Annotated in this window: 11 protein-coding genes, 4 tRNA genes and 3 rRNA genes; 15 read left to right on the top strand and 3 right to left on the bottom strand. The window is 46.7% G+C overall.

Annotation, left to right across the window (positions count from 1 at the left end):
- Positions 1-45: 45 nt before the first annotated feature.
- Positions 46-1,530 (bottom strand): peptide MFS transporter, encoded by a 1,485-nt coding sequence (locus tag EJN92_RS08445; RefSeq protein WP_227869764.1) that lies wholly within the window; start codon positions 1,528-1,530, stop codon positions 46-48.
- Between the two features lie 593 nt (positions 1,531-2,123).
- Here EJN92_RS08445 and EJN92_RS08440 point away from each other — a divergent pair.
- The 9 genes from EJN92_RS08440 (at position 2,124) to EJN92_RS08400 (ending at position 9,529) form a co-directional block, all read left to right on the top strand.
- Positions 2,124-2,531 (top strand): ANTAR domain-containing response regulator, encoded by a 408-nt coding sequence (locus tag EJN92_RS08440; protein ID WP_126127409.1) that lies wholly within the window; start codon positions 2,124-2,126, stop codon positions 2,529-2,531.
- A gap of 535 nt (positions 2,532-3,066) precedes the next feature.
- A 16S ribosomal RNA gene (locus EJN92_RS08435) occupies positions 3,067-4,599 on the top strand.
- A 96-nt stretch (positions 4,600-4,695) separates the two neighbouring features.
- Positions 4,696-4,771, top strand: a tRNA-Ala gene (locus EJN92_RS08430).
- A gap of 29 nt (positions 4,772-4,800) precedes the next feature.
- Positions 4,801-4,877 (top strand) — tRNA-Ile (locus tag EJN92_RS08425).
- Positions 4,878-5,346: 469 nt separating this feature from the next.
- Positions 5,347-8,223, top strand: a 23S ribosomal RNA gene (locus EJN92_RS08420).
- 284 nt (positions 8,224-8,507) lie between these two features.
- A 5S ribosomal RNA gene (rrf, locus tag EJN92_RS08415) occupies positions 8,508-8,620 on the top strand.
- Together the 16S, 23S and 5S rRNA genes with 2 tRNA genes alongside form the textbook arrangement of a ribosomal RNA operon.
- A gap of 139 nt (positions 8,621-8,759) precedes the next feature.
- A complete protein-coding gene (locus EJN92_RS08410; RefSeq protein ID WP_126127408.1) occupies positions 8,760-9,161 on the top strand; it encodes a GtrA family protein in 402 nt (133 codons plus the stop codon).
- A 179-nt stretch (positions 9,162-9,340) separates the two neighbouring features.
- A tRNA-Val gene (locus EJN92_RS08405) sits at positions 9,341-9,416 on the top strand.
- A 36-nt stretch (positions 9,417-9,452) separates the two neighbouring features.
- Positions 9,453-9,529: transfer RNA gene (locus EJN92_RS08400), tRNA-Asp, on the top strand.
- Between the two features lie 287 nt (positions 9,530-9,816).
- Here the strand turns inward: EJN92_RS08400 and EJN92_RS08395 are convergent.
- Entirely contained in the window at positions 9,817-10,725 is a 909-nt protein-coding gene (locus EJN92_RS08395; protein ID WP_126129841.1) for a recombination-associated protein RdgC, read from the bottom strand.
- A 243-nt stretch (positions 10,726-10,968) separates the two neighbouring features.
- Between EJN92_RS08395 and argS the strand changes: the two genes are divergently transcribed.
- The 6 genes from argS to EJN92_RS08365 all read left to right on the top strand — a co-directional run bounded on the left by argS (position 10,969) and on the right by EJN92_RS08365 (position 18,625).
- Positions 10,969-12,681 (top strand): arginine--tRNA ligase, encoded by a 1,713-nt coding sequence (argS, locus tag EJN92_RS08390; protein WP_126127407.1) that lies wholly within the window; start codon positions 10,969-10,971, stop codon positions 12,679-12,681.
- Positions 12,682-12,703: 22 nt separating this feature from the next.
- On the top strand, positions 12,704-13,357 hold the full coding sequence (locus tag EJN92_RS08385; RefSeq protein WP_126127406.1) for an SPOR domain-containing protein: 654 nt from the start codon (positions 12,704-12,706) through the stop codon (positions 13,355-13,357).
- Between the two features lie 27 nt (positions 13,358-13,384).
- A complete protein-coding gene (locus EJN92_RS08380) occupies positions 13,385-14,098 on the top strand; it encodes a thiol:disulfide interchange protein DsbA/DsbL (protein WP_126127405.1) in 714 nt (237 codons plus the stop codon).
- 155 nt (positions 14,099-14,253) lie between these two features.
- Positions 14,254-15,030 carry an SDR family oxidoreductase gene (locus tag EJN92_RS08375; protein ID WP_126127404.1) on the top strand — a complete coding sequence of 259 codons (777 nt, stop codon included), beginning with the start codon at positions 14,254-14,256 and terminating at the stop codon, positions 15,028-15,030.
- On the top strand, positions 15,030-15,812 hold the full coding sequence (locus tag EJN92_RS08370) for a helical backbone metal receptor (RefSeq protein ID WP_126127403.1): 783 nt from the start codon (positions 15,030-15,032) through the stop codon (positions 15,810-15,812). Before EJN92_RS08375 ends, EJN92_RS08370 begins: the two co-directional genes overlap by 1 nt.
- 410 nt (positions 15,813-16,222) lie before the next feature.
- A complete protein-coding gene (locus EJN92_RS08365; RefSeq protein WP_126127402.1) occupies positions 16,223-18,625 on the top strand; it encodes a TonB-dependent receptor plug domain-containing protein in 2,403 nt (800 codons plus the stop codon).
- A 70-nt stretch (positions 18,626-18,695) separates the two neighbouring features.
- Here the strand turns inward: EJN92_RS08365 and EJN92_RS08360 are convergent, their stop codons facing one another.
- Positions 18,696-19,109, bottom strand: a complete 414-nt coding sequence (locus EJN92_RS08360) for a response regulator (RefSeq protein WP_126127401.1) — start codon at positions 19,107-19,109, stop codon at positions 18,696-18,698.
- Positions 19,110-19,126: the final 17 nt, after the last annotated feature.

Below are 19,126 nucleotides of genomic sequence, written 5' to 3'. Positions count from 1 at the left end.
GGGTTTTTTTGTTTCGCAAAGCCTAGGCTTGCGCTAGCCGATTCGTTAGGCTTTGCCGTGCATCAGTTTTTTCAGCAGTGGCGTAATCATGAGTAACACGATACCGGCACCGATAGAGCTGACCACCAGGAATCCGAACAGTGGGAAGGACGAACCTTTGAGTATCTCTTCGAGGAAACCTGCCAAAGTATTTGCCGCTGCATTCGCCAAATACCAAACGCCTAACATCAAGGCGCCGACGCGAGCTGGGGCTAGCTTTGTGACCATAGACAAACCAACTGGTGACAGGCAGAGCTCACCGATAGTATGTAGCAAGTAGACAAAGAACAGCCATTGCGGCCCGACAGTGCCAGAGACATCAGCTTTGCCTTGTGCCATCGCCATGACCACGAAACCCAGACCAAGAATGATCATGCCGATTGCCATTTTGACTGGCGTCGGTAAGGAAAAGCGAGATTGTGCATTGCGTGTCCAGATGAAAGCCATGATAGGGCCGAGCAAGACGATGCCTAGTGGATTAATGGCTTGAAAATACGAGGTCGGGATTTCCCAGCCGCCAACATGACGATCGGTTTGTTTATCGGCAAACAAACTCAAGGTGCCACCAGCTTGTTCAAAGCCCATCCAAAAGAAAATCACGAAAAAGCCCATGATGAAAATAGCGATGATGCGGTGCCATTCCTCGGTAGTCAATTTTTCCACATTCTCTTTTGGTTTGTTACTGAACCACAAGACAGCGAAGATAGCCAGTACGATCGCCATCTTCACAGGGAAGATGAAACCACTCCAAACCGGACCTATCATAGACCAGAGACTCAGTACTGCCAACACCAGCGGTATCATGCCGCCGCTAATGAGCAGAATATGCAGCCAGTCCGTTTTGTCCAGGCTAGTCTTGTCACCGATAAAACCAGCGTTGCCCAGTTTTTTCTGGCCCAAGACAAATTGCAATAGACCACAACACATACCTACGCCAGCTGCAGCAAAGCCATAGTGCCAGCCGACTTTTTCACCTAAAGTACCAGCGATCAAGGGCGCTAAAAATGCGCCGGTGTTCACGCCCATATAAAAGAAGGTAAAGCCGCCATCGCGGCGTGGATCGTTTTCACGGTACAGTGAACCAAGCAGGGAGCCGATATTTGGTTTAAAAAAGCCATTACCAATAATCAGCAGACCCAACGCCAGATGCAAGAAGGCAGGGAAGGCCATGGCAAAATGACCGAGCGCCATAGTGAAGCCACCGACCAGAATAGCCTTGCGTTTTCCTAAGTAACGATCGGCTAAATAACCGCCCATCAAAGGCGACAAATACACCAGTCCGGTATAGGTGGCGTATAAGGCTAGCGCGTTAGCACGGTCATAGCCTTGCGCATTGACCAGATAAATTACTAAGAGCGCACGCATCCCATAGTAACTAAAGCGTTCCCACATTTCCGTTAAAAACAACATGGGCAATGCAGCGGGTTGACGTTCTTTTATATGTGCAGCGTTGATGGGTATCGCTGCATTCACAGTGCTACTGGTAGTCACATTTTTCTCCTTAGGATGGAACACGTCTCTGGTATGGACGTTTTAGTGTGGTTCTTGCATATCAATATGTGGGCAATTCGGCGGCAAGCTTAACATGGCATTGTGTTCATTTATTACAAAGTGTGTACAACCGAAAAATCTTCGCTAAATAGGCAAAACTCAGCAAATTAATATGGTGATACGCAGCAATTTCTGTGGATTTGCTGGGTGTAAGGCTTTTCTTGGACAGGTTTAACTAGCACAAACACATAAGTTTCTTGCAGATATGCTACTTAATCAGCCCCGTGCATCCGTTCTCGCTTAGCGCATTTTGCAAATGCGGTGGGGTTAAGCTACTTGGCGTTATACGCATTTCGCTAGCAAGGGGCTCTTCTCATGGGGCGCGCTCAATATTGTATTTACTTGGATATTCCTATCAATACGGTAAATATAGGGAGTATCTGGTAATCGCATGCTATTGCGCACGTGTTTAAAGGGCGATCGTCAGATTGCTATTGATACCCCTACCTAGTATTAGGCGTACTGTAATCTTTTGGCACAAATCCTTACTTTTCATTTATGATGATTTTTCAATCTACTCTCTGGCTTCTACTATGCTAAAGGTCGTCATTCTCGACAATCAAGCCGTCGCACGTAATCTTTTGGGCTCTGTCTTGACTACGGGCGGCCATGAAGTTGTCGGTGATAGTAATACCAGCTTGTCAAATTTGGCGCGCATGGTGAAATTGCAGCCGCAAATCGTCTGTGTTGATATCGGTGAAAATAATGCCGACGGCGTGGCGCTACTAGATAATCTACGCAAGGAGTTATCCAGGGCCTTGATATTTTTGGTGTCCTCAAAAATGGATGCCGAGCTAATACAGATGGCGCAACAACATGGGGTCAGTGGCTTTATCGTCAAACCTTTCAATGCAGTTGCCGTGCTCAGTTCTATCCGCAATACCATCATCCGCATCTCTAAGCAAGCCAAAGCCAAAGATCAACCCGCTTCAGCTGAGTGAACGATCTCGCGCCCTCGTTTAATATAAATTACTTTCCTTGCGCAAATAAGCTTGGCAATCCTGAGCAAGCTTTGCTATAGTTCGCCTCCCGCTGAAGAGCGGGGCGAAATGAAGAAAGTAAGGCAGACGAAGCAGTCCTAGGTTTGAATGACGATGTGAATCAAATTCAAGCGCTCGTAAAACAAGGGGTTGACGAGTAGAAGGAAATGCCGCATAATCTCATCTCTCTGCTGCTTACAAACAAAACGCTTTGTAGCAATCTGGCAGAAACGCAACGCAGTCGGTGAGAATCGATAGTGAAGCGCAAAAAACAGACAACAGATCTTTAACAATTAACAGTCAATAAATGTGGGCACTTGATAAAGAGCGCGGCTAATTACTTCGGTAGTTAGTTCAACTTAAAAAATATCAAATGTTCGCAAAAGTAATAAATAGGATGCTTGAGAACGCAAGTTCAAAAGTAGCCTGTCAGTTATTTGAGTGAGCGACACCGTTCGCAAGAACGGAGTTCAGAAATGAACACAAAACAGAGATTAAACTGAAGAGTTTGATCCTGGCTCAGATTGAACGCTGGCGGCATGCCTTACACATGCAAGTCGAACGGTAACGCGGAGCAATCTGGCGACGAGTGGCGAACGGGTGAGTAATATATCGGAACATACCCTAGAGTGGGGGATAACGTAGCGAAAGTTACGCTAATACCGCATACGATCTGAGGATGAAAGTGGGGGATCGCAAGACCTCATGCTCATGGAGTGGCCGATATCTGATTAGCTAGTTGGTAGGGTAAAAGCCTACCAAGGCGACGATCAGTAGCTGGTTTGAGAGAACGACCAGCCACACTGGAACTGAGACACGGTCCAGACTCCTACGGGAGGCAGCAGTGGGGAATTTTGGACAATGGGGGCAACCCTGATCCAGCAATGCCGCGTGAGTGAAGAAGGCCTTCGGGTTGTAAAGCTCTTTTGTCAGGGAAGAAAAGGTAGTCTCTAATACAGACTGCTCATGACGGTACCTGAAGAATAAGCACCGGCTAACTACGTGCCAGCAGCCGCGGTAATACGTAGGGTGCAAGCGTTAATCGGAATTACTGGGCGTAAAGCGTGCGCAGGCGGTTATATAAGTCAGATGTGAAATCCCTGGGCTCAACCTAGGAACTGCATTTGAGACTGTATGGCTAGAGTGTGTCAGAGGGGGGTAGAATTCCACGTGTAGCAGTGAAATGCGTAGATATGTGGAGGAATACCGATGGCGAAGGCAGCCCCCTGGGATAACACTGACGCTCATGCACGAAAGCGTGGGGAGCAAACAGGATTAGATACCCTGGTAGTCCACGCCCTAAACGATGTCTACTAGTTGTTGGGTCTTAATTGACTTAGTAACGCAGCTAACGCGTGAAGTAGACCGCCTGGGGAGTACGGTCGCAAGATTAAAACTCAAAGGAATTGACGGGGACCCGCACAAGCGGTGGATGATGTGGATTAATTCGATGCAACGCGAAAAACCTTACCTACCCTTGACATGTACAGAATGCCGAAGAGATTTGGCGGTGCTCGCAAGAGAACTGTAACACAGGTGCTGCATGGCTGTCGTCAGCTCGTGTCGTGAGATGTTGGGTTAAGTCCCGCAACGAGCGCAACCCTTGTCATTAGTTGCTACATTAAGTTGAGCACTCTAATGAGACTGCCGGTGACAAACCGGAGGAAGGTGGGGATGACGTCAAGTCCTCATGGCCCTTATGGGTAGGGCTTCACACGTCATACAATGGTACATACAGAGGGCCGCCAACCCGCGAGGGGGAGCTAATCCCAGAAAGTGTATCGTAGTCCGGATTGTAGTCTGCAACTCGACTACATGAAGTTGGAATCGCTAGTAATCGCGGATCAGCATGTCGCGGTGAATACGTTCCCGGGTCTTGTACACACCGCCCGTCACACCATGGGAGCGGGTTTCGCCAGAAGTAGGTAGCTTAACCGTAAGGAGGGCGCTTACCACGGCGGGATTCGTGACTGGGGTGAAGTCGTAACAAGGTAGCCGTATCGGAAGGTGCGGCTGGATCACCTCCTTTCTAGAGTGCGCTACAAGTTAAGTGTCCACACTTATTGACTGTTAATGATAAAGAACGTAGCGATGGAGCGATTCATCGGTACCGAGTTCCCGAATTGGGGGTTTAGCTCATCTGGTAGAGCACCTGCTTTGCAAGCAGGGGGTGAACGGTTCGATCCCGTTAACCTCCACCATTTACGTAGTAAAGAAGTCGTAAATAAGTGGGGCTGTAGCTCAGCTGGTTAGAGCACCGTGTTGATAACGCGGGGGTCGTTGGTTCGAGTCCAACCAGCCCTACCAGTAAAATGGAGTGGGAAGAAAAAACAAATGTGAGTAGCGCGCGCGCTATTGAGATTTGTTCTTTCGAAACGAAAGCAAAGTATCAAGTAAGACCGTTCTTTAACAATTGAGAAGAAGTAAAGTAGAAATAATCAAAATTATTTCTGTGAAGGAAATTAATAACGACAGTTATTAACGATAATTCATGGAAGGGTTGTGATTGTATCAAACAAACATAAAATGTATTAAAAAGAGTTTGAAAAGCACTGTAGCAATACAGGGTTTTAGAAAATCAAATATCTTGAGATACGGCAAACGCTAAAGTAATACTCATAGTAATAAGAACTATAGCGATTTTTTGGTGATGAACCTGAGCGTAGGTGTTACTGGAAAAATCATCTGGCTCTGCCAGTGATTTTGAACTAGCACCACATCAAAGTAGATTTTTACTTTGATGTGAACAATCAGACGCCAGAATCTAAAGTTATAGGGACAAGTGACTAAGTGCACATGGTGGATGCCTTGGCGATTACAGGCGATGAAGGACGTAGTAGCTTGCGATAAGCTGCGGGGAGTGAGCAAACACACTTTGATCCGCAGATTTCCGAATGGGGAAACCCACCCTTAGGGGTATTGCATACTCAATACATAGGTATGCAAGGCGAACGCGGCGAACTGAAACATCTAAGTAGCTGCAGGAAAAGAAATCAACCGAGATTCCCAAAGTAGTGGCGAGCGAAATGGGAACAGCCTGCAAGATTTAGCATCTTTGATAATAGAATGGAATGGAAAGTCCAGCCATAGAGGGTGATAGCCCCTTATATGAAATCATCGGTGTGGAACTAAGTTTGCGACAAGTAGGGCGGGACACGTGAAATCCTGTCTGAACATGGGGGGACCATCCTCCAAGGCTAAATACTCGTAATCGACCGATAGTGAACCAGTACCGTGAGGGAAAGGCGAAAAGAACCCCGGAAGGGGAGTGAAATAGATCCTGAAACCGTGTGCATACAAACAGTAGGAGCGGACTTGTTCCGTGACTGCGTACCTTTTGTATAATGGGTCAGCGACTTACATTCAGTGGCAAGGTTAACCGCATAGGGAAGCCGTAGAGAAATCGAGTCCGAATAGGGCGAAATTAGTCGCTGGGTGTAGACCCGAAACCAAGTGATCTACTCATGGCCAGGATGAAGGTGCCGTAACAGGTACTGGAGGTCCGAACCCACTAATGTTGAAAAATTAGGGGATGAGCTGTGGGTAGGGGTGAAAGGCTAAACAAACTTGGAAATAGCTGGTTCTCTCCGAAAACTATTTAGGTAGTGCCTCAAGTATCACCATCGGGGGTAGAGCACTGTTATGGCTAGGGGGTCATCGCGACTTACCAACCCATTGCAAACTCCGAATACCGATGAGTGCGAGCTTGGGAGACAGACGTCGGGTGCTAACGTCCGGCGTCAAGAGGGAAACAACCCAGACCGCCAGCTAAGGTCCCAAAGTATCGCTAAGTGGAAAACGAAGTGGGAAGGCTAAAACAGTCAGGAGGTTGGCTTAGAAGCAGCCACCCTTTAAAGAAAGCGTAATAGCTCACTGATCGAGTCGTCCTGCGCGGAAGATGTAACGGGGCTAAGCGATACACCGAAGCTGCGGATATGTTTTAGGACATATGGTAGGAGAGCGTTCTGTAAGCCTGCGAAGGTGTCTTGTAAAGGATGCTGGAGGTATCAGAAGTGCGAATGCTGACATGAGTAGCGATAATGGGGGTGAAAAGCCTCCACGCCGTAAGCCCAAGGTTTCCTGTTCAACGTTCATCGGAGCAGGGTGAGTCGGCCCCTAAGGCGAGGCAGAGATGCGTAGCTGATGGGAAGCAGGTTAATATTCCTGCACCGTCGTATGATGCGATGGGGGGACGGATCGCGGAAGGTTGTCAGGCGGTTGGATGAGCCTGTTCTTGACTTGTAGAAGGCACTTAGGCAAATCCGGGTGCGTAATTCAAGGGGTTGAGACGAGTGAACTTGTTCACGAAGCAATCGGAAGTGGTTCCAAGAAAAGCCTCTAAGCTTCAGTCATACGAGACCGTACCGCAAACCGACACAGGTGGGCGAGATGAGTATTCTAAGGCGCTTGAGAGAACTCGGGAGAAGGAACTCGGCAAATTGGTACCGTAACTTCGGGATAAGGTACGCCCTTGTAGTTTGACCCCCCTGCGGGGGAAGGATGAAAGGGTTGCAATAAACTGGTGGCTGCAACTGTTTAATAAAAACACAGCACTATGCAAACACGAAAGTGGACGTATATGGTGTGACTCCTGCCCGGTGCTGGAAGATTAAATGATGGGGTGCAAGCTCTTGATTGAAGTCCCAGTAAACGGCGGCCGTAACTATAACGGTCCTAAGGTAGCGAAATTCCTTGTCGGGTAAGTTCCGACCTGCACGAATGGAGTAATGATGGCCACACTGTCTCCTCCCGAGACTCAGCGAAGTTGAAATGTTTGTGATGATGCAATCTACCCGCGGCTAGACGGAAAGACCCCATGAACCTTTACTGTAGCTTTGCATTGGACTTTGAACCAATCTGTGTAGGATAGGTGGGAGGCTTTGAAGCGTGGACGCCAGTCTGCGTGGAGCCATCCTTGAAATACCACCCTGGTTTGTTTGAGGTTCTAACCTTGGTCCGTTATCCGGATCGGGGACAGTGCATGGTAGGCAGTTTGACTGGGGCGGTCTCCTCCCAAAGTGTAACGGAGGAGTTCGAAGGTACGCTAGTTACGGTCGGACATCGTGACGATAGTGCAATGGCATAAGCGTGCTTAACTGCGAGACTGACAAGTCGAGCAGGTACGAAAGTAGGACATAGTGATCCGGTGGTTCTGTATGGAAGGGCCATCGCTCAACGGATAAAAGGTACTCTGGGGATAACAGGCTGATTCCTCCCAAGAGTTCATATCGACGGGGGAGTTTGGCACCTCGATGTCGGCTCATCACATCCTGGGGCTGTAGCCGGTCCCAAGGGTATGGCTGTTCGCCATTTAAAGTGGTACGTGAGCTGGGTTTAAAACGTCGTGAGACAGTTTGGTCCCTATCTGCCGTGGGCGTTGGAAGTTTGAAGGGGGCTGCTCCTAGTACGAGAGGACCGGAGTGGACGAACCTCTGGTGTATCGGTTGTCACGCCAGTGGCATTGCCGAGTAGCTATGTTCGGAATAGATAACCGCTGAAAGCATCTAAGCGGGAAACTAGCCTTAAGATGAGACTTCCCAGAGACTAGATCTCTTTAAAGGGTCGTTCGAGACCAGGACGTTGATAGGCTGGGTGTGGAAGTGCAGTAATGCATTAAGCTAACCAGTACTAATTGCCCGTAAGGCTTGTCCCTATAACTTTAGTGTTATAGATTTACGACAAGTATTGTTTGTGTGTTTGCCTTATGTCGTCGAGGAATCGACGAAGTTTGGTACAAATCACAACCGCCTAAGTCCTGCACTCAACATGCAGGCACGCTGCAGCGATGGTCAATCGCTCAGCACACATGATTATTGATGGACAAGTGAACCATGTTCGCTTGCCTTGGTGGTGCAAACCGCCCTACGACCCTTCTTCCCAATTGGACCTTGTGCGACTCACAAAGCAACGTGAACCACACAAAGTCAACAAGTTATGCCTGATGACCATAGCAAGTCGGTACCACCCCTTCCCATCCCGAACAGGACCGTGAAACGACTCCGCGCCAATGATAGTGCTGCAACCAGTGTGAAAGTAGGTCATCGTCAGGCTTTTATTAGAAAACCCCTCAACAGCTACCTGTTGAGGGGTTTTTGCTTTGCGCGAAATTCGTGCAAAAATAACTGATTCTATGCTTGCTTAGACCTAAAAAGTTTTCAGTGACGTTGAAAATTTTATTTAATGGTATTTATGACTAAACTATTTTTTTATCAGTTTCTACGTTTTGCCGCTGTCGGCTTGTCTGGGACTGCGGTTCAATATGCATGTGTTGCCATAGCAATTGCGGCGTCCGGAAACGCAGCTACCGTGTTTGGATCGGCCATCGGTTACCTGTTAGGTTCGGTCGTGAACTACATTCTGAATTATTTCTTGACGTTTGATAGTGGCAAGTCACATATGGAAGCTGCTTCCAAGTACTTTGCAGTGCTTGGAATCGGTTGGTGTCTGAGCTTGGGTTTGATGAGCATGTTCGTCCTTCATTTGGATTGGAACCCATGGCTGTCGCAATTGATTACTACGGGCATAGGACTGTGCTGGAACTTTGCAGGAAGTAAATTTTGGGCCTTTAAGGACGCGCCTGCAAAGCATTAAAATAGCACTGAGTTGCAATTACCTTTTCTTCGTGTTTTGGGTTTTACGTGCAACCGATGCATTAAATAATAAGAAATTCTGCATAGACTCTAGACAGAATCGATCGCATGCCCTATAATCTTTCTTCTGTAGTCGTGGTGACAAACGATGAATGTTTATCTGAACTAAGCGATAATATTGGGTGCTTAGCTCAGTTGGTAGAGCGGCGCCCTTACAAGGCGTAGGTCGGGAGTTCGAGCCTCTCAGCACCCACCATCAGATAAATATTGTAGTTCAAGCTTTAGTAGTTTCGGAGCGGTAGTTCAGCTGGTTAGAATACCGGCCTGTCACGCCGGGGGTCGCGGGTTCGAGTCCCGTCCGCTCCGCCAGTAATACGTTTCATGCAGTGCCATGAAGCCCCAAAAACCGCATACCTCACTATGAGAGATGCGGTTTTTTTGTTTCAGGACGTGCCAAGGCGTGCATTGACATCCCAAGTTTTTGCATCCATGCTTACATCCATGGATTAAACCATCGAAACCCCATGCATCGTTTCTAGTTTGGGCGACGTTAGATGTAAAAAAACGAGCGAATTGCCCGTTTTTTTGTTCGCGATTTACTGGAATCGGTAGTTGATGAAAAAATCAACAATCTAACTGATCCTCGCACATCGAATCTAAGCTGCCTGTGCTTTATCCAGTTCCCCGCCCAGCGCGAATACCAAATCATCCAACATACTCGCCAACTCCGCAGCCATCAGCACAAAATCTCCATCGAAGCGCTCATCTTCATTGGTGGTACGGCTCTCCTTATCTTCGTTTAGTATCTCCAACGGTTTAATGCGTTTAAGGGCAAGTGTTTCGGTCAGGATAAAAGAGATTCGGTCGTTCCAGGTTACTGCTAATTTAGTGCACTGCTTACCCGCTGCTATGTGACGCTGCACATCATCTGTATCTATGGAGTGGTTGACGTAACGTACAGTTGCCTTGTCTTCAGTATGGGCACGTAACTCAGTATCTTGATCGATAGTGAAGCCCTTTGGCGCTTCGTTGCCCACCAACCAATCTGTCATTGCGGTTTGCGGCGACAATTTAACGCGTAAGCTTTCCAGCGGCATCTTATCGCATTTCAATATAAGCTTGATGACCTCATCGGCTTTGCTTGGGCTGGATGTGTCAATTACTAGCCAGCCATGTACCGGATCTATCCAAACCCAGGTGCTACGTTTTATTCCAAAGGCGCGTGGTAATAACTCCTCGGTCACTCTTTCCTTTAAATCCTTCATCGCTTTACGACCCGGCGCGAAACCTTGTTGCTCTTCCAACTCCGCGGCTCTGGCTTTCGCTACTTGATTAACCACGGTTGACGGCAACAATTTTTTTTCTGTGGACAGTAACAGAAGTATTTGTTGATTAACGCTATGCACCAGAGATCCATTGTCTCTCGGTGACGCCCAACCTTCGCTTTGCATCTCGTTCGACGGACACTGAGAAAAGGCTTGTGATGCTAACTGGGTAGCTAATTGCTCGATGTCTACTTTCCAAGGGGCAGGTAGACGAAAAATCTGTAAATTCTTAAACCACATGGTAAATCCAAAGAGGGGGAAACGATCCATTTTACACGCTCAGCTTAGGAATAGCCTCATGCCATCTGCGATTTTCGGCCTTAGTAAAGAGCGCGCCATGTTGGCGGGAAGTTAAAGTGGAAATTGGTCTGTGGATTTTTCATCGAGACTGATAAGCTGACGGACAAGCCTGCATGCTAGACAGTATAATGTGCGCTGTCCTTCACTTCACATTTGCTTTTATGCAAATGAAATAGACCTGCCATGCTAGCCCAACAAAAACAAGAAATACTGGAACTTCTGCAACAAGCCGTTCATCCATTGTTGGAAGGAAGTGAGCTTACCCCAAATATTCTGCTAGAGCGCCCGCGCGATCCTTCGCATGGTGACATCGCCTGCAATATTGCGATGCAGATTGCAAAGCCACTAAAAAAGAATCCACGAGAACTAGCGCAGGCGATAGTCAGTGCGCTGTTGGCACAGAACAATGCTTTAATTTCGGCTGTAGAAATTGCCGGTCCTGGCTTTATAAATATTCGACTCAATTCGTCGGCAAAACAATCTATTGTTAAGCTAGTTCTTCAGCAAAAAAACCAGTTTGGGCGCGGCATTATTGGACTAGGTAAAAAAGTGATCGTGGAATTTGTTTCAGCTAATCCAACTGGTCCACTGCATGTGGGACACGGGCGCCAAGGGGCCCTGGGTGATGCATTAGCAGCCTTGTTGGAAGCGCAGAGTTACGAAGTTACACGTGAATTTTATTACAACGATGCTGGGGTACAGATTGGTAACCTTGCCACGTCGGTACAAGCGAGGGCTAAGGGCTTCAAGCCCGGTGATGCAGCTTGGCCTGAGTCTGCTTATAACGGTGACTATATTGCTGAAATAGCCCAAGATTTTCTGGCTAAGAAGACCGTCTCTGCGATTGATGGTGCGCCAGTTATCGCTAGCGGCGACGTGGCAGACTTAGATTCATTGCGCCAGTTTAGTGTGACCTATTTACGGCGTGAGCAAGATATTGATTTGATGGCTTTCGGCGTCAAGTTTGATAATTATTATTTGGAGTCTTCCTTATATCTTGATGGCAAGGTCGAAGCCGCGGTCGATGCACTGAAAGCTGTTGGTAAGACCTATGAGCTAGATGGCGCTTTGTGGTTGCGTACAACTGAATACGGTGATGACAAAGACCGCGTGATGAAAAAATCCGATGGTAGCTACACCTATTTTGTACCTGATGTCGCGTATCACATCGTCAAATGGCAACGTGGCTATACGCAAGCGATCAATGTTCAGGGGAGTGATCATCACGGCACTATTGCCCGCGTACGGGCAGGGTTACAAGCTGTCGATGCCGGAATTCCTCAAGGCTATCCTGACTACGTGTTGCACAAGATGGTCACTGTGATGAAGGACGGTGCCGAAGTTAAAATTTCCAAGCGTGCGGGTTCCTACGTGACGGTACGCGATTTAATTGACTGGTCTGGCAATGGAGATGTCGAAAAAGGGCGAGACGCAGTACGTTTTTTCCTCATCTCGCGCAAGGCAGATACCGAATTTGTATTTGATGTCGACGTCGCGTTGGCGCGCTCAGATGAAAATCCGGTTTACTATGTGCAGTATGCGCATGCTAGGATTTGTTCGGTTTTGGCTCAATATAGCGATGATGACGCAGTACTTGCCAACTTGGTGTCGGTAGATCTTTCACCATTGACCGCTCCGAGAGAAGCTTTGTTGCTGGCAAAATTGGCAGAATATCCGGAAGCTCTGCAAAGGGCGTTAGAGGAACTGGGGCCACACCAGGTCGCTTTTTATCTCCGCGATTTAGCCGGTGAATTACATAGTTATTACAATGCAGAACGCGTTTTAGTGGATGATATTCCAACCAAAATGGCAAGGCTTGCACTGATGTTGGCAACGCGGCAGGTGCTGCGAAATGGTTTGGCATTGATCGGTGTATCTGCACCAAATAAAATGTAATGAAATTTTAAAACGGAGACGCATGAAACTTCATCGAAAATATTTGTCACGCCAGGATGGCGGTACACTCATGGGCTTGATCCTGGGATTAGTTATCGGTCTCGGTATAGCGGTGGCAGTGGCTTTATTGATCACAAAAACCTCCATGCCTTTCACGAACAAGAATATTAAGGCAGATAAGGCCGATGTACCTGCGGCGCAAATGCAAGACCCAAATAAGCCTTTGTATGGTAGCAAGGACGCCGTGAAAGAAGCAGCGAAAGAGCTTGCTAAAGCGATTGATACTAGTAAGCCTGCCGAAACTGCGGCGAAAGTGGCGGAAGTAAAAGCCGAGACTAAACCGACTCCTGCTCCCGCAGAAAAAAATATAGAGAAAGCTCAGGATAAGCCGGAAACTAAAACCCCTGATTCAGCCTCGAAAACCGATGTCGCTGACGACAAATATGTCTATTTTTTACAGGCTGGCGCATTTAGAGAGTTGGCTGATGCGGAGAGCGCGAGGGCAAAATTGGCCTTACTTGGATTTGAGGCAAAAATTAGTGAAAAAGCCTCAGACAACGGAGCCCTCTATCGTGTCAGGATAGGACCGTTTGCTCAGCTAGAAACAATGAACCGTATGCGTAGTAAATTGTCTGAAAATAGTGTGGATGTGGCCGTGGTTCGTACGGCTAAATAATGACTTAATCAATTACAAGGAAATATGATGCGTTTAATTCGACATTTGCTGATATTACTGAGCTTAGGTTTTATCGCAATAGGTGCAAGTGCGGCGGTTGGCAATCCTGAAAACGGTAAAGAATATAAATTACTAGAGCGCCCACAGTCAGTTGATAGCGGGAAAAAAATTGAAGTCATAGAATTTTTTGGATATTTTTGCCCACATTGCAACGCGCTTGAACCTTTGCTCGCAGAATGGGTAAAAAAACAGGGCGACAATATCGTTTTTAAACGTGTACACGTCAATTTTCACGGACTGACCAGTCAACAAAAACTCTACTATTCTCTAGAGGCTATGGGGAAAATTGATGAGTTTCATATTAAAGTATTCAATGCCTATCACGTAGACCGTAATCGTTTGCAAACGGATGCTGACGTCATGGAGTTTGTGGCTAAATCGGGCATAGATAAACAAAAATTTCTAGATGTGTACAATTCTTTCGCCATTCAAAGCAAGCTTAGCCGTGCTGCGCAATTGATGACTGCCTTCCAAGTTGATTCAGTCCCTATGCTTGCCATAGACGGACGTTACATTACGGCCCCAGCAATGGCTGCAGTGACGATGGGTAGAGTTACCGAGCAAGCGCAAAATCAAGCGGTATTCCCAGTCTTGGATTGGTTGCTCGCAAAGGTACAAAAAGAGAAAAATTCAACAGCGCAAGCCGCGGATCCTGCGAAAGCAGTAGCCAAGAAAAAATAGATATTGTTGATATAAATAGAAAATCCGCCGGTTAAGGCGGATTTTTTTTGAATAAGTCGATTTAATAAAATGCTTTGAGTTCCGCTGCAGTATCGAAAAATAGCTAAGAGTATTGAGTCACAAAAATTTGCATCAATTTTATGGAAATGTGAAAAATGACGACCGTATTCATCACCGGAGCGTCCTCAGGTATTGGGGCTGCACTGGCTGCGCAGTATGCAAAACAGGGCGCTAAACTTGGCTTAGTTGCGCGTCGCAGCGATCTGCTGGAGCAATTGCGCTCAAGTCTAGTCAATCCGGAGCTGCATAGCGTGTATGCCTTGGACGTGACTGATCATGCTGCCTTGTCTGCTGCCGCCGCAAATTTTATAGACTTACATGGCGTAGTTAATATTGTGATTGCGAATGCGGGTATTTCTGTTGGGACATTGACTGAATATACCGAAGATCTCGCGGTTTTTGAGCGTGTTATACAGACCAATCTTGTCGCAACAGTGGCGAGTTTTGCTCCATTTATTGAAAATATGAAGCCGCATGCTACGACGCAATCATGTCGCTTGGTCGGAATTGCCAGTGTCGCCGGTATCCGCGGATTGCCGGGGGCTGAAGCGTATAGCGCATCGAAGGCCGCGGTCATCAGTTATTGCGAGTCCTTGCGCGTTGGGCTCGCCGCAAGTGGAATACGCGTGGTGACTATCGTGCCTGGATATATCGATACCCCGATGACCAAGCTAAATACCTACGCCATGCCTTTTTTGATGCCTGTGGATAAATTTGCGACGGCTGCGGTCGAGGCGATAGCATCAGGTAAATCATATAAAGTGATCCCTTGGCAAATGGCAGGAATCGCCAAATTATTACGTATATTGCCAAATTGGCTCTATGACTATATTTTCCTAAATGCACCACAAAAATCTAGAACGAAAATCTGATGGAATTCATTGATGCAATCGGGCAAAGGCACCACGCAATTTCTTTGGAGTCAGGCACTCCTCGTATCCTTAGTCTGGTTCCTTCCATTACCGAACTACTGTGTGATCTCGGCCTTGCGCAATATATGGTGGGGCGCACTGGTTTTTGTATCCACCCTAAAAATTTGGTGAAACAGATTCCTAAAGTTGGTGGCACCAAAGATGTTGATGTTGAAAAAATTCGGCAACTTGCACCTACTCATTTATTGGTTAATATAGACGAGAACCAGAAACCGGTTGTGGATTTGCTGAGCACATTTATTCCTAGCGTCATCGTTACTCATCCACTTACGGTAAGAGATAATCTTGCACTTTATCGTCTGCTAGGAGGGATTTTTCAGGTGCAGTTGCAGGCTGAAAAATTGTGTACTGAGTTTGAGCTGGCTTACGCTGAACTTGGACCGATTAAGTCTAGGCAAAGGCTGCTGTATTGCATCTGGAAAGACCCCTGGATGAGTATTGCCTCTGACACGTATATTTCGAATATGCTCAGTTTAATTGGTTGGGAAACCTGGCGTTCGCCGAGTTCGCAAAATCGATATCCGGTATTTGAATGGAACGCCGACGTACTATCGCAAATCGATGGTGTTGTGCTTTCTAGTGAACCATATCGCTTTTCTGAGAAGCACGTGGCTGACTTGCAGCAGCAGCTCTCAAAACCAGTTCGCCTGCTGGATGGGGAGATGCTCTCGTGGTATGGCAGTCGAGCAATCGCAGGTTTGAAATACCTTCGCAGCCTATAAAAGTTTGCTTCGAACGCGACCGTACTCGGCTGATTTGCTTAACAATTATGTGGAAATATGAGGAATCGCAATATTTTGTAACAATTTTATGGTCGAATAAAATTCGATCATGCTCGATAGATAGCTTGCTTAAACCTGTTAATTCTCAATTAACTAAATTTTTATCGGTGTACTGCACGGATTTCTAGCTATTGGCCACCTCGGCTTATTCTTAAAAGAGACAGCCTCCTTGACTTCAAAGTCTGGGCACAGGGATACTCAAAAGCATGCTCAAGTATGACTCCTAATTTGCTGTATTGACGCTGGCCTCGTGTCTGTGAACTAGCGTTTATTGGGAATATGCATTGACGATACGCGCCTGTCTTGAATTTCGGAAGGCATAGATTTAAATCAAACTTTAGGATTTTTCTATGATAGCAATAAGAAAAGCTGTTCTGCTCGCCTTGTATGGCGCGGGCACAGTGACTGCGCTTACACCTTATATTAGCTTTGCTCAAAATACTCCAGTTACCGACAATGCGACTGAGTCGACGACCGCAACAGTTACGGTGAGCGTAGTGGGTTCGCGTCGTGCAAATTCTTCTTCAACCAATACGCCATTGCCAGTTGATTTTATTTCCTTATCTAAGGTCGCGGAGCAAGGCGGACAGTTCGATCTGGCGCAAACTTTGCAGTATTTATCTCCCTCCTTTAACTCCACCCGGCAAACTGGGGCAGATGGTGCTGATTTGATTGATTCGGCGGCTTTACGTGGCCTAGGCTCAGATCAGACTTTAGTACTGGTCAATGGCAAGCGCAGACATACGACAGCGCTGGTCAATTTATTTGGTGCTCGCAATCGAGGTAACACAGGAACCGATCTAAATGCCATTCCTATGATGGCGATTAGCAATGTGCAGATTTTGCGAGATGGTGCAGCGGCTCAGTATGGCTCGGATGCGATTGCTGGTGTTATGGATATAGGTTTAAAAAAGAGTTTAGGTTGTGAGGCTGTATTCGGTTATAGCCAGTATTCAGTGGGTGACGGAAAGAGTTATTTGCCTTCTGCCTATTGTGGGGTAGGGATAGGCAATCAGGGCGTACTTGGGATCACCGTAGAATACAACGACAGAGGACGTTCTAACCGAGCTGAACCAGGCGATTTGCGGACTATCGGTGACACCAAAGTACAGGGAAGTACGGTCTATTTGAATGGTGAACTACCAAATGGAGAAGGGAATAAATTTTATTTCACGCTGGGTGCACAACATAGAAAGGCATCTTCTGCAGCATGGGGTAGAAATGGAACCGACGACATTCCTAGTCGCAATTCTGCTGCGATGTATCCAAACGGTTTCGTACCCTATATTAATGGTGAGATCAATGATGTGTATGGTACTGCCGGTTATCGTTGGCAACTGGGCGAGTGGACTGCTGATTTGTCACAGACCTATGGTTACAATGAGTTGATGTATAACATTAGCAATACGCTCAATGCTTCAATTGCCAACAAAGATTTATTGGCGGGCGGAAAGGGGATTAGCCCGAGCTCCTTTGATGCTGGTGGATTTTCTTTTTCCCAGGCAACGACTAATCTTGATTTCAGTCGTTTTTACAGCGGCTTTATGAACGGTGTTAATTTTGCCTTTGGTGGTGAATATAGACGTGAAAATTATAAGATTTCTGCTGGCGAACCTGGCTCGTATATTGATGCTGATGGTGTAGGGTTTGGGGGGAATGCAGGTAGTCAAGGATTTCCCGGGTTTCAACAAGCCGATAGAACCAATCAAAGCCGTAACAGTATCGCCGCCTATGTTGATGTAGAAACGGATATAAGCAAGCAATTTAAGGTGCAAACTGCGATACGTGCGGAGCATTATAGCGACTTTGGTTCTACCCTTACAGGTAAATTGGCTGGCAGTTATCAGCTCACTGACAGTACGATGTTGCGTGGATCCTTAAGCACAGGTTTTCGCGCGCCCTCTTTGCAGCAAGTGTATTTTTCATCGACATTTACTGATTTTATTGGAGGAGTTCCTACCGATGTAGTGTTAGCCCCGAACGGCGGAACGGTCGCAAATGCTGCGGGCATTCCTAAATTGAAAGAAGAAAAATCTAAAAATTATAGTTTCGGAATTACGCTTAAACCTAGCAATACATTCGCGATTACTGCTGACGTTTATCGTATTGATATTTCAGATCGTATCGTGTTATCGGGGCGTTTTGATTCGAATAATTATCCCGCATTGGGAGCAACTTTGGGTGCCTTAGGCGTTGGACAGGCGCAGTTCTTCGTCAACTCTATCAATACCAAAACCCAGGGCTTAGATCTAACGGCATCGCATAAAGCGAACTTAGGATCGGGTAAACTTTCCACTTACCTAGGTCTGAACTACAGTAAAACAGAAGTGACCGATGTAAAGGCACCTCCTTCGCTGCGTGGCTTTGAAGATGTCTTATTGTCTGAGCGCGAACGTCTGTTTATTGAGCAAGGTGGACCACGTCTGAAGGCCACTTTAGGGTTTGATTACAGTCAAGGCGCTTGGGCCGGTGATTTCAAAATTATCCATTTTGGCGAGCAAACCTTGGGGACATTTTCTGGTACCGCCGCTGGTGTTCCTAACGCCTATTACGCACCAAAAACTTCGGCAGATACTAGTTTGACCTATGCTTTCAACGAGCGTACTAAATTGACTTTGGGCGTGAATAATATTTTCAACGTCAAACCTAGTGAGCAAAATCCGAATGAAACCGACAACGGCTTTAAATACGATAGCGTGCAATTCGGTTTAAATGGTACGGCCTACTTCGCACGCCTCTGGATGAAATTTTAAGCAGCAAGCTTAATGTGTAAAAAAAATGGGGGTTGCGATAGCGACCCCCATTTGTATTTTAAATGTCAAATTACGGATTTAATAATTGGGCAATGGCTTTTTCCAAATCAGTTTTTTGCATAGGTTTTTCTATCGTCCCAAGAAAATTTTGACGTGATAGTTGTGCTACCAGAGAGGCGGTATACAGTACTTTAGCGCCTTGGCCCGACATTAAGATGACCCCGCCCTGGTAGTTGCGCTCGCCCAGAGCACGCATAAATTCAAAGCCATCGATGTCTGGCATTTGTATGTCGCAAATCAATAAATCTGGTTTTTTTTGTGTTTTATCAAAAATATTTAAGCCGCTTTGTCCGCCGCTAGCTGAAATTATTTGATCTATGCCTAGCTCACTCAATAGTTCGCTGACAAATTCGATTTGAAATTCATCATCGTCGATAATCATTACTTTTAAAGCTATATCTTGCTGTTGCATGGTGGTTTTCATTGTATGTTTCTCTCTTC

Origin of the sequence: Undibacterium parvum, from assembly GCF_003955735.1 — a bacterium.
GTDB classification, from domain to species: Bacteria; Pseudomonadota; Gammaproteobacteria; order Burkholderiales; family Burkholderiaceae_D; genus Undibacterium; species Undibacterium parvum.
This window is presented reverse-complemented; position numbering and strand designations above follow the sequence as displayed.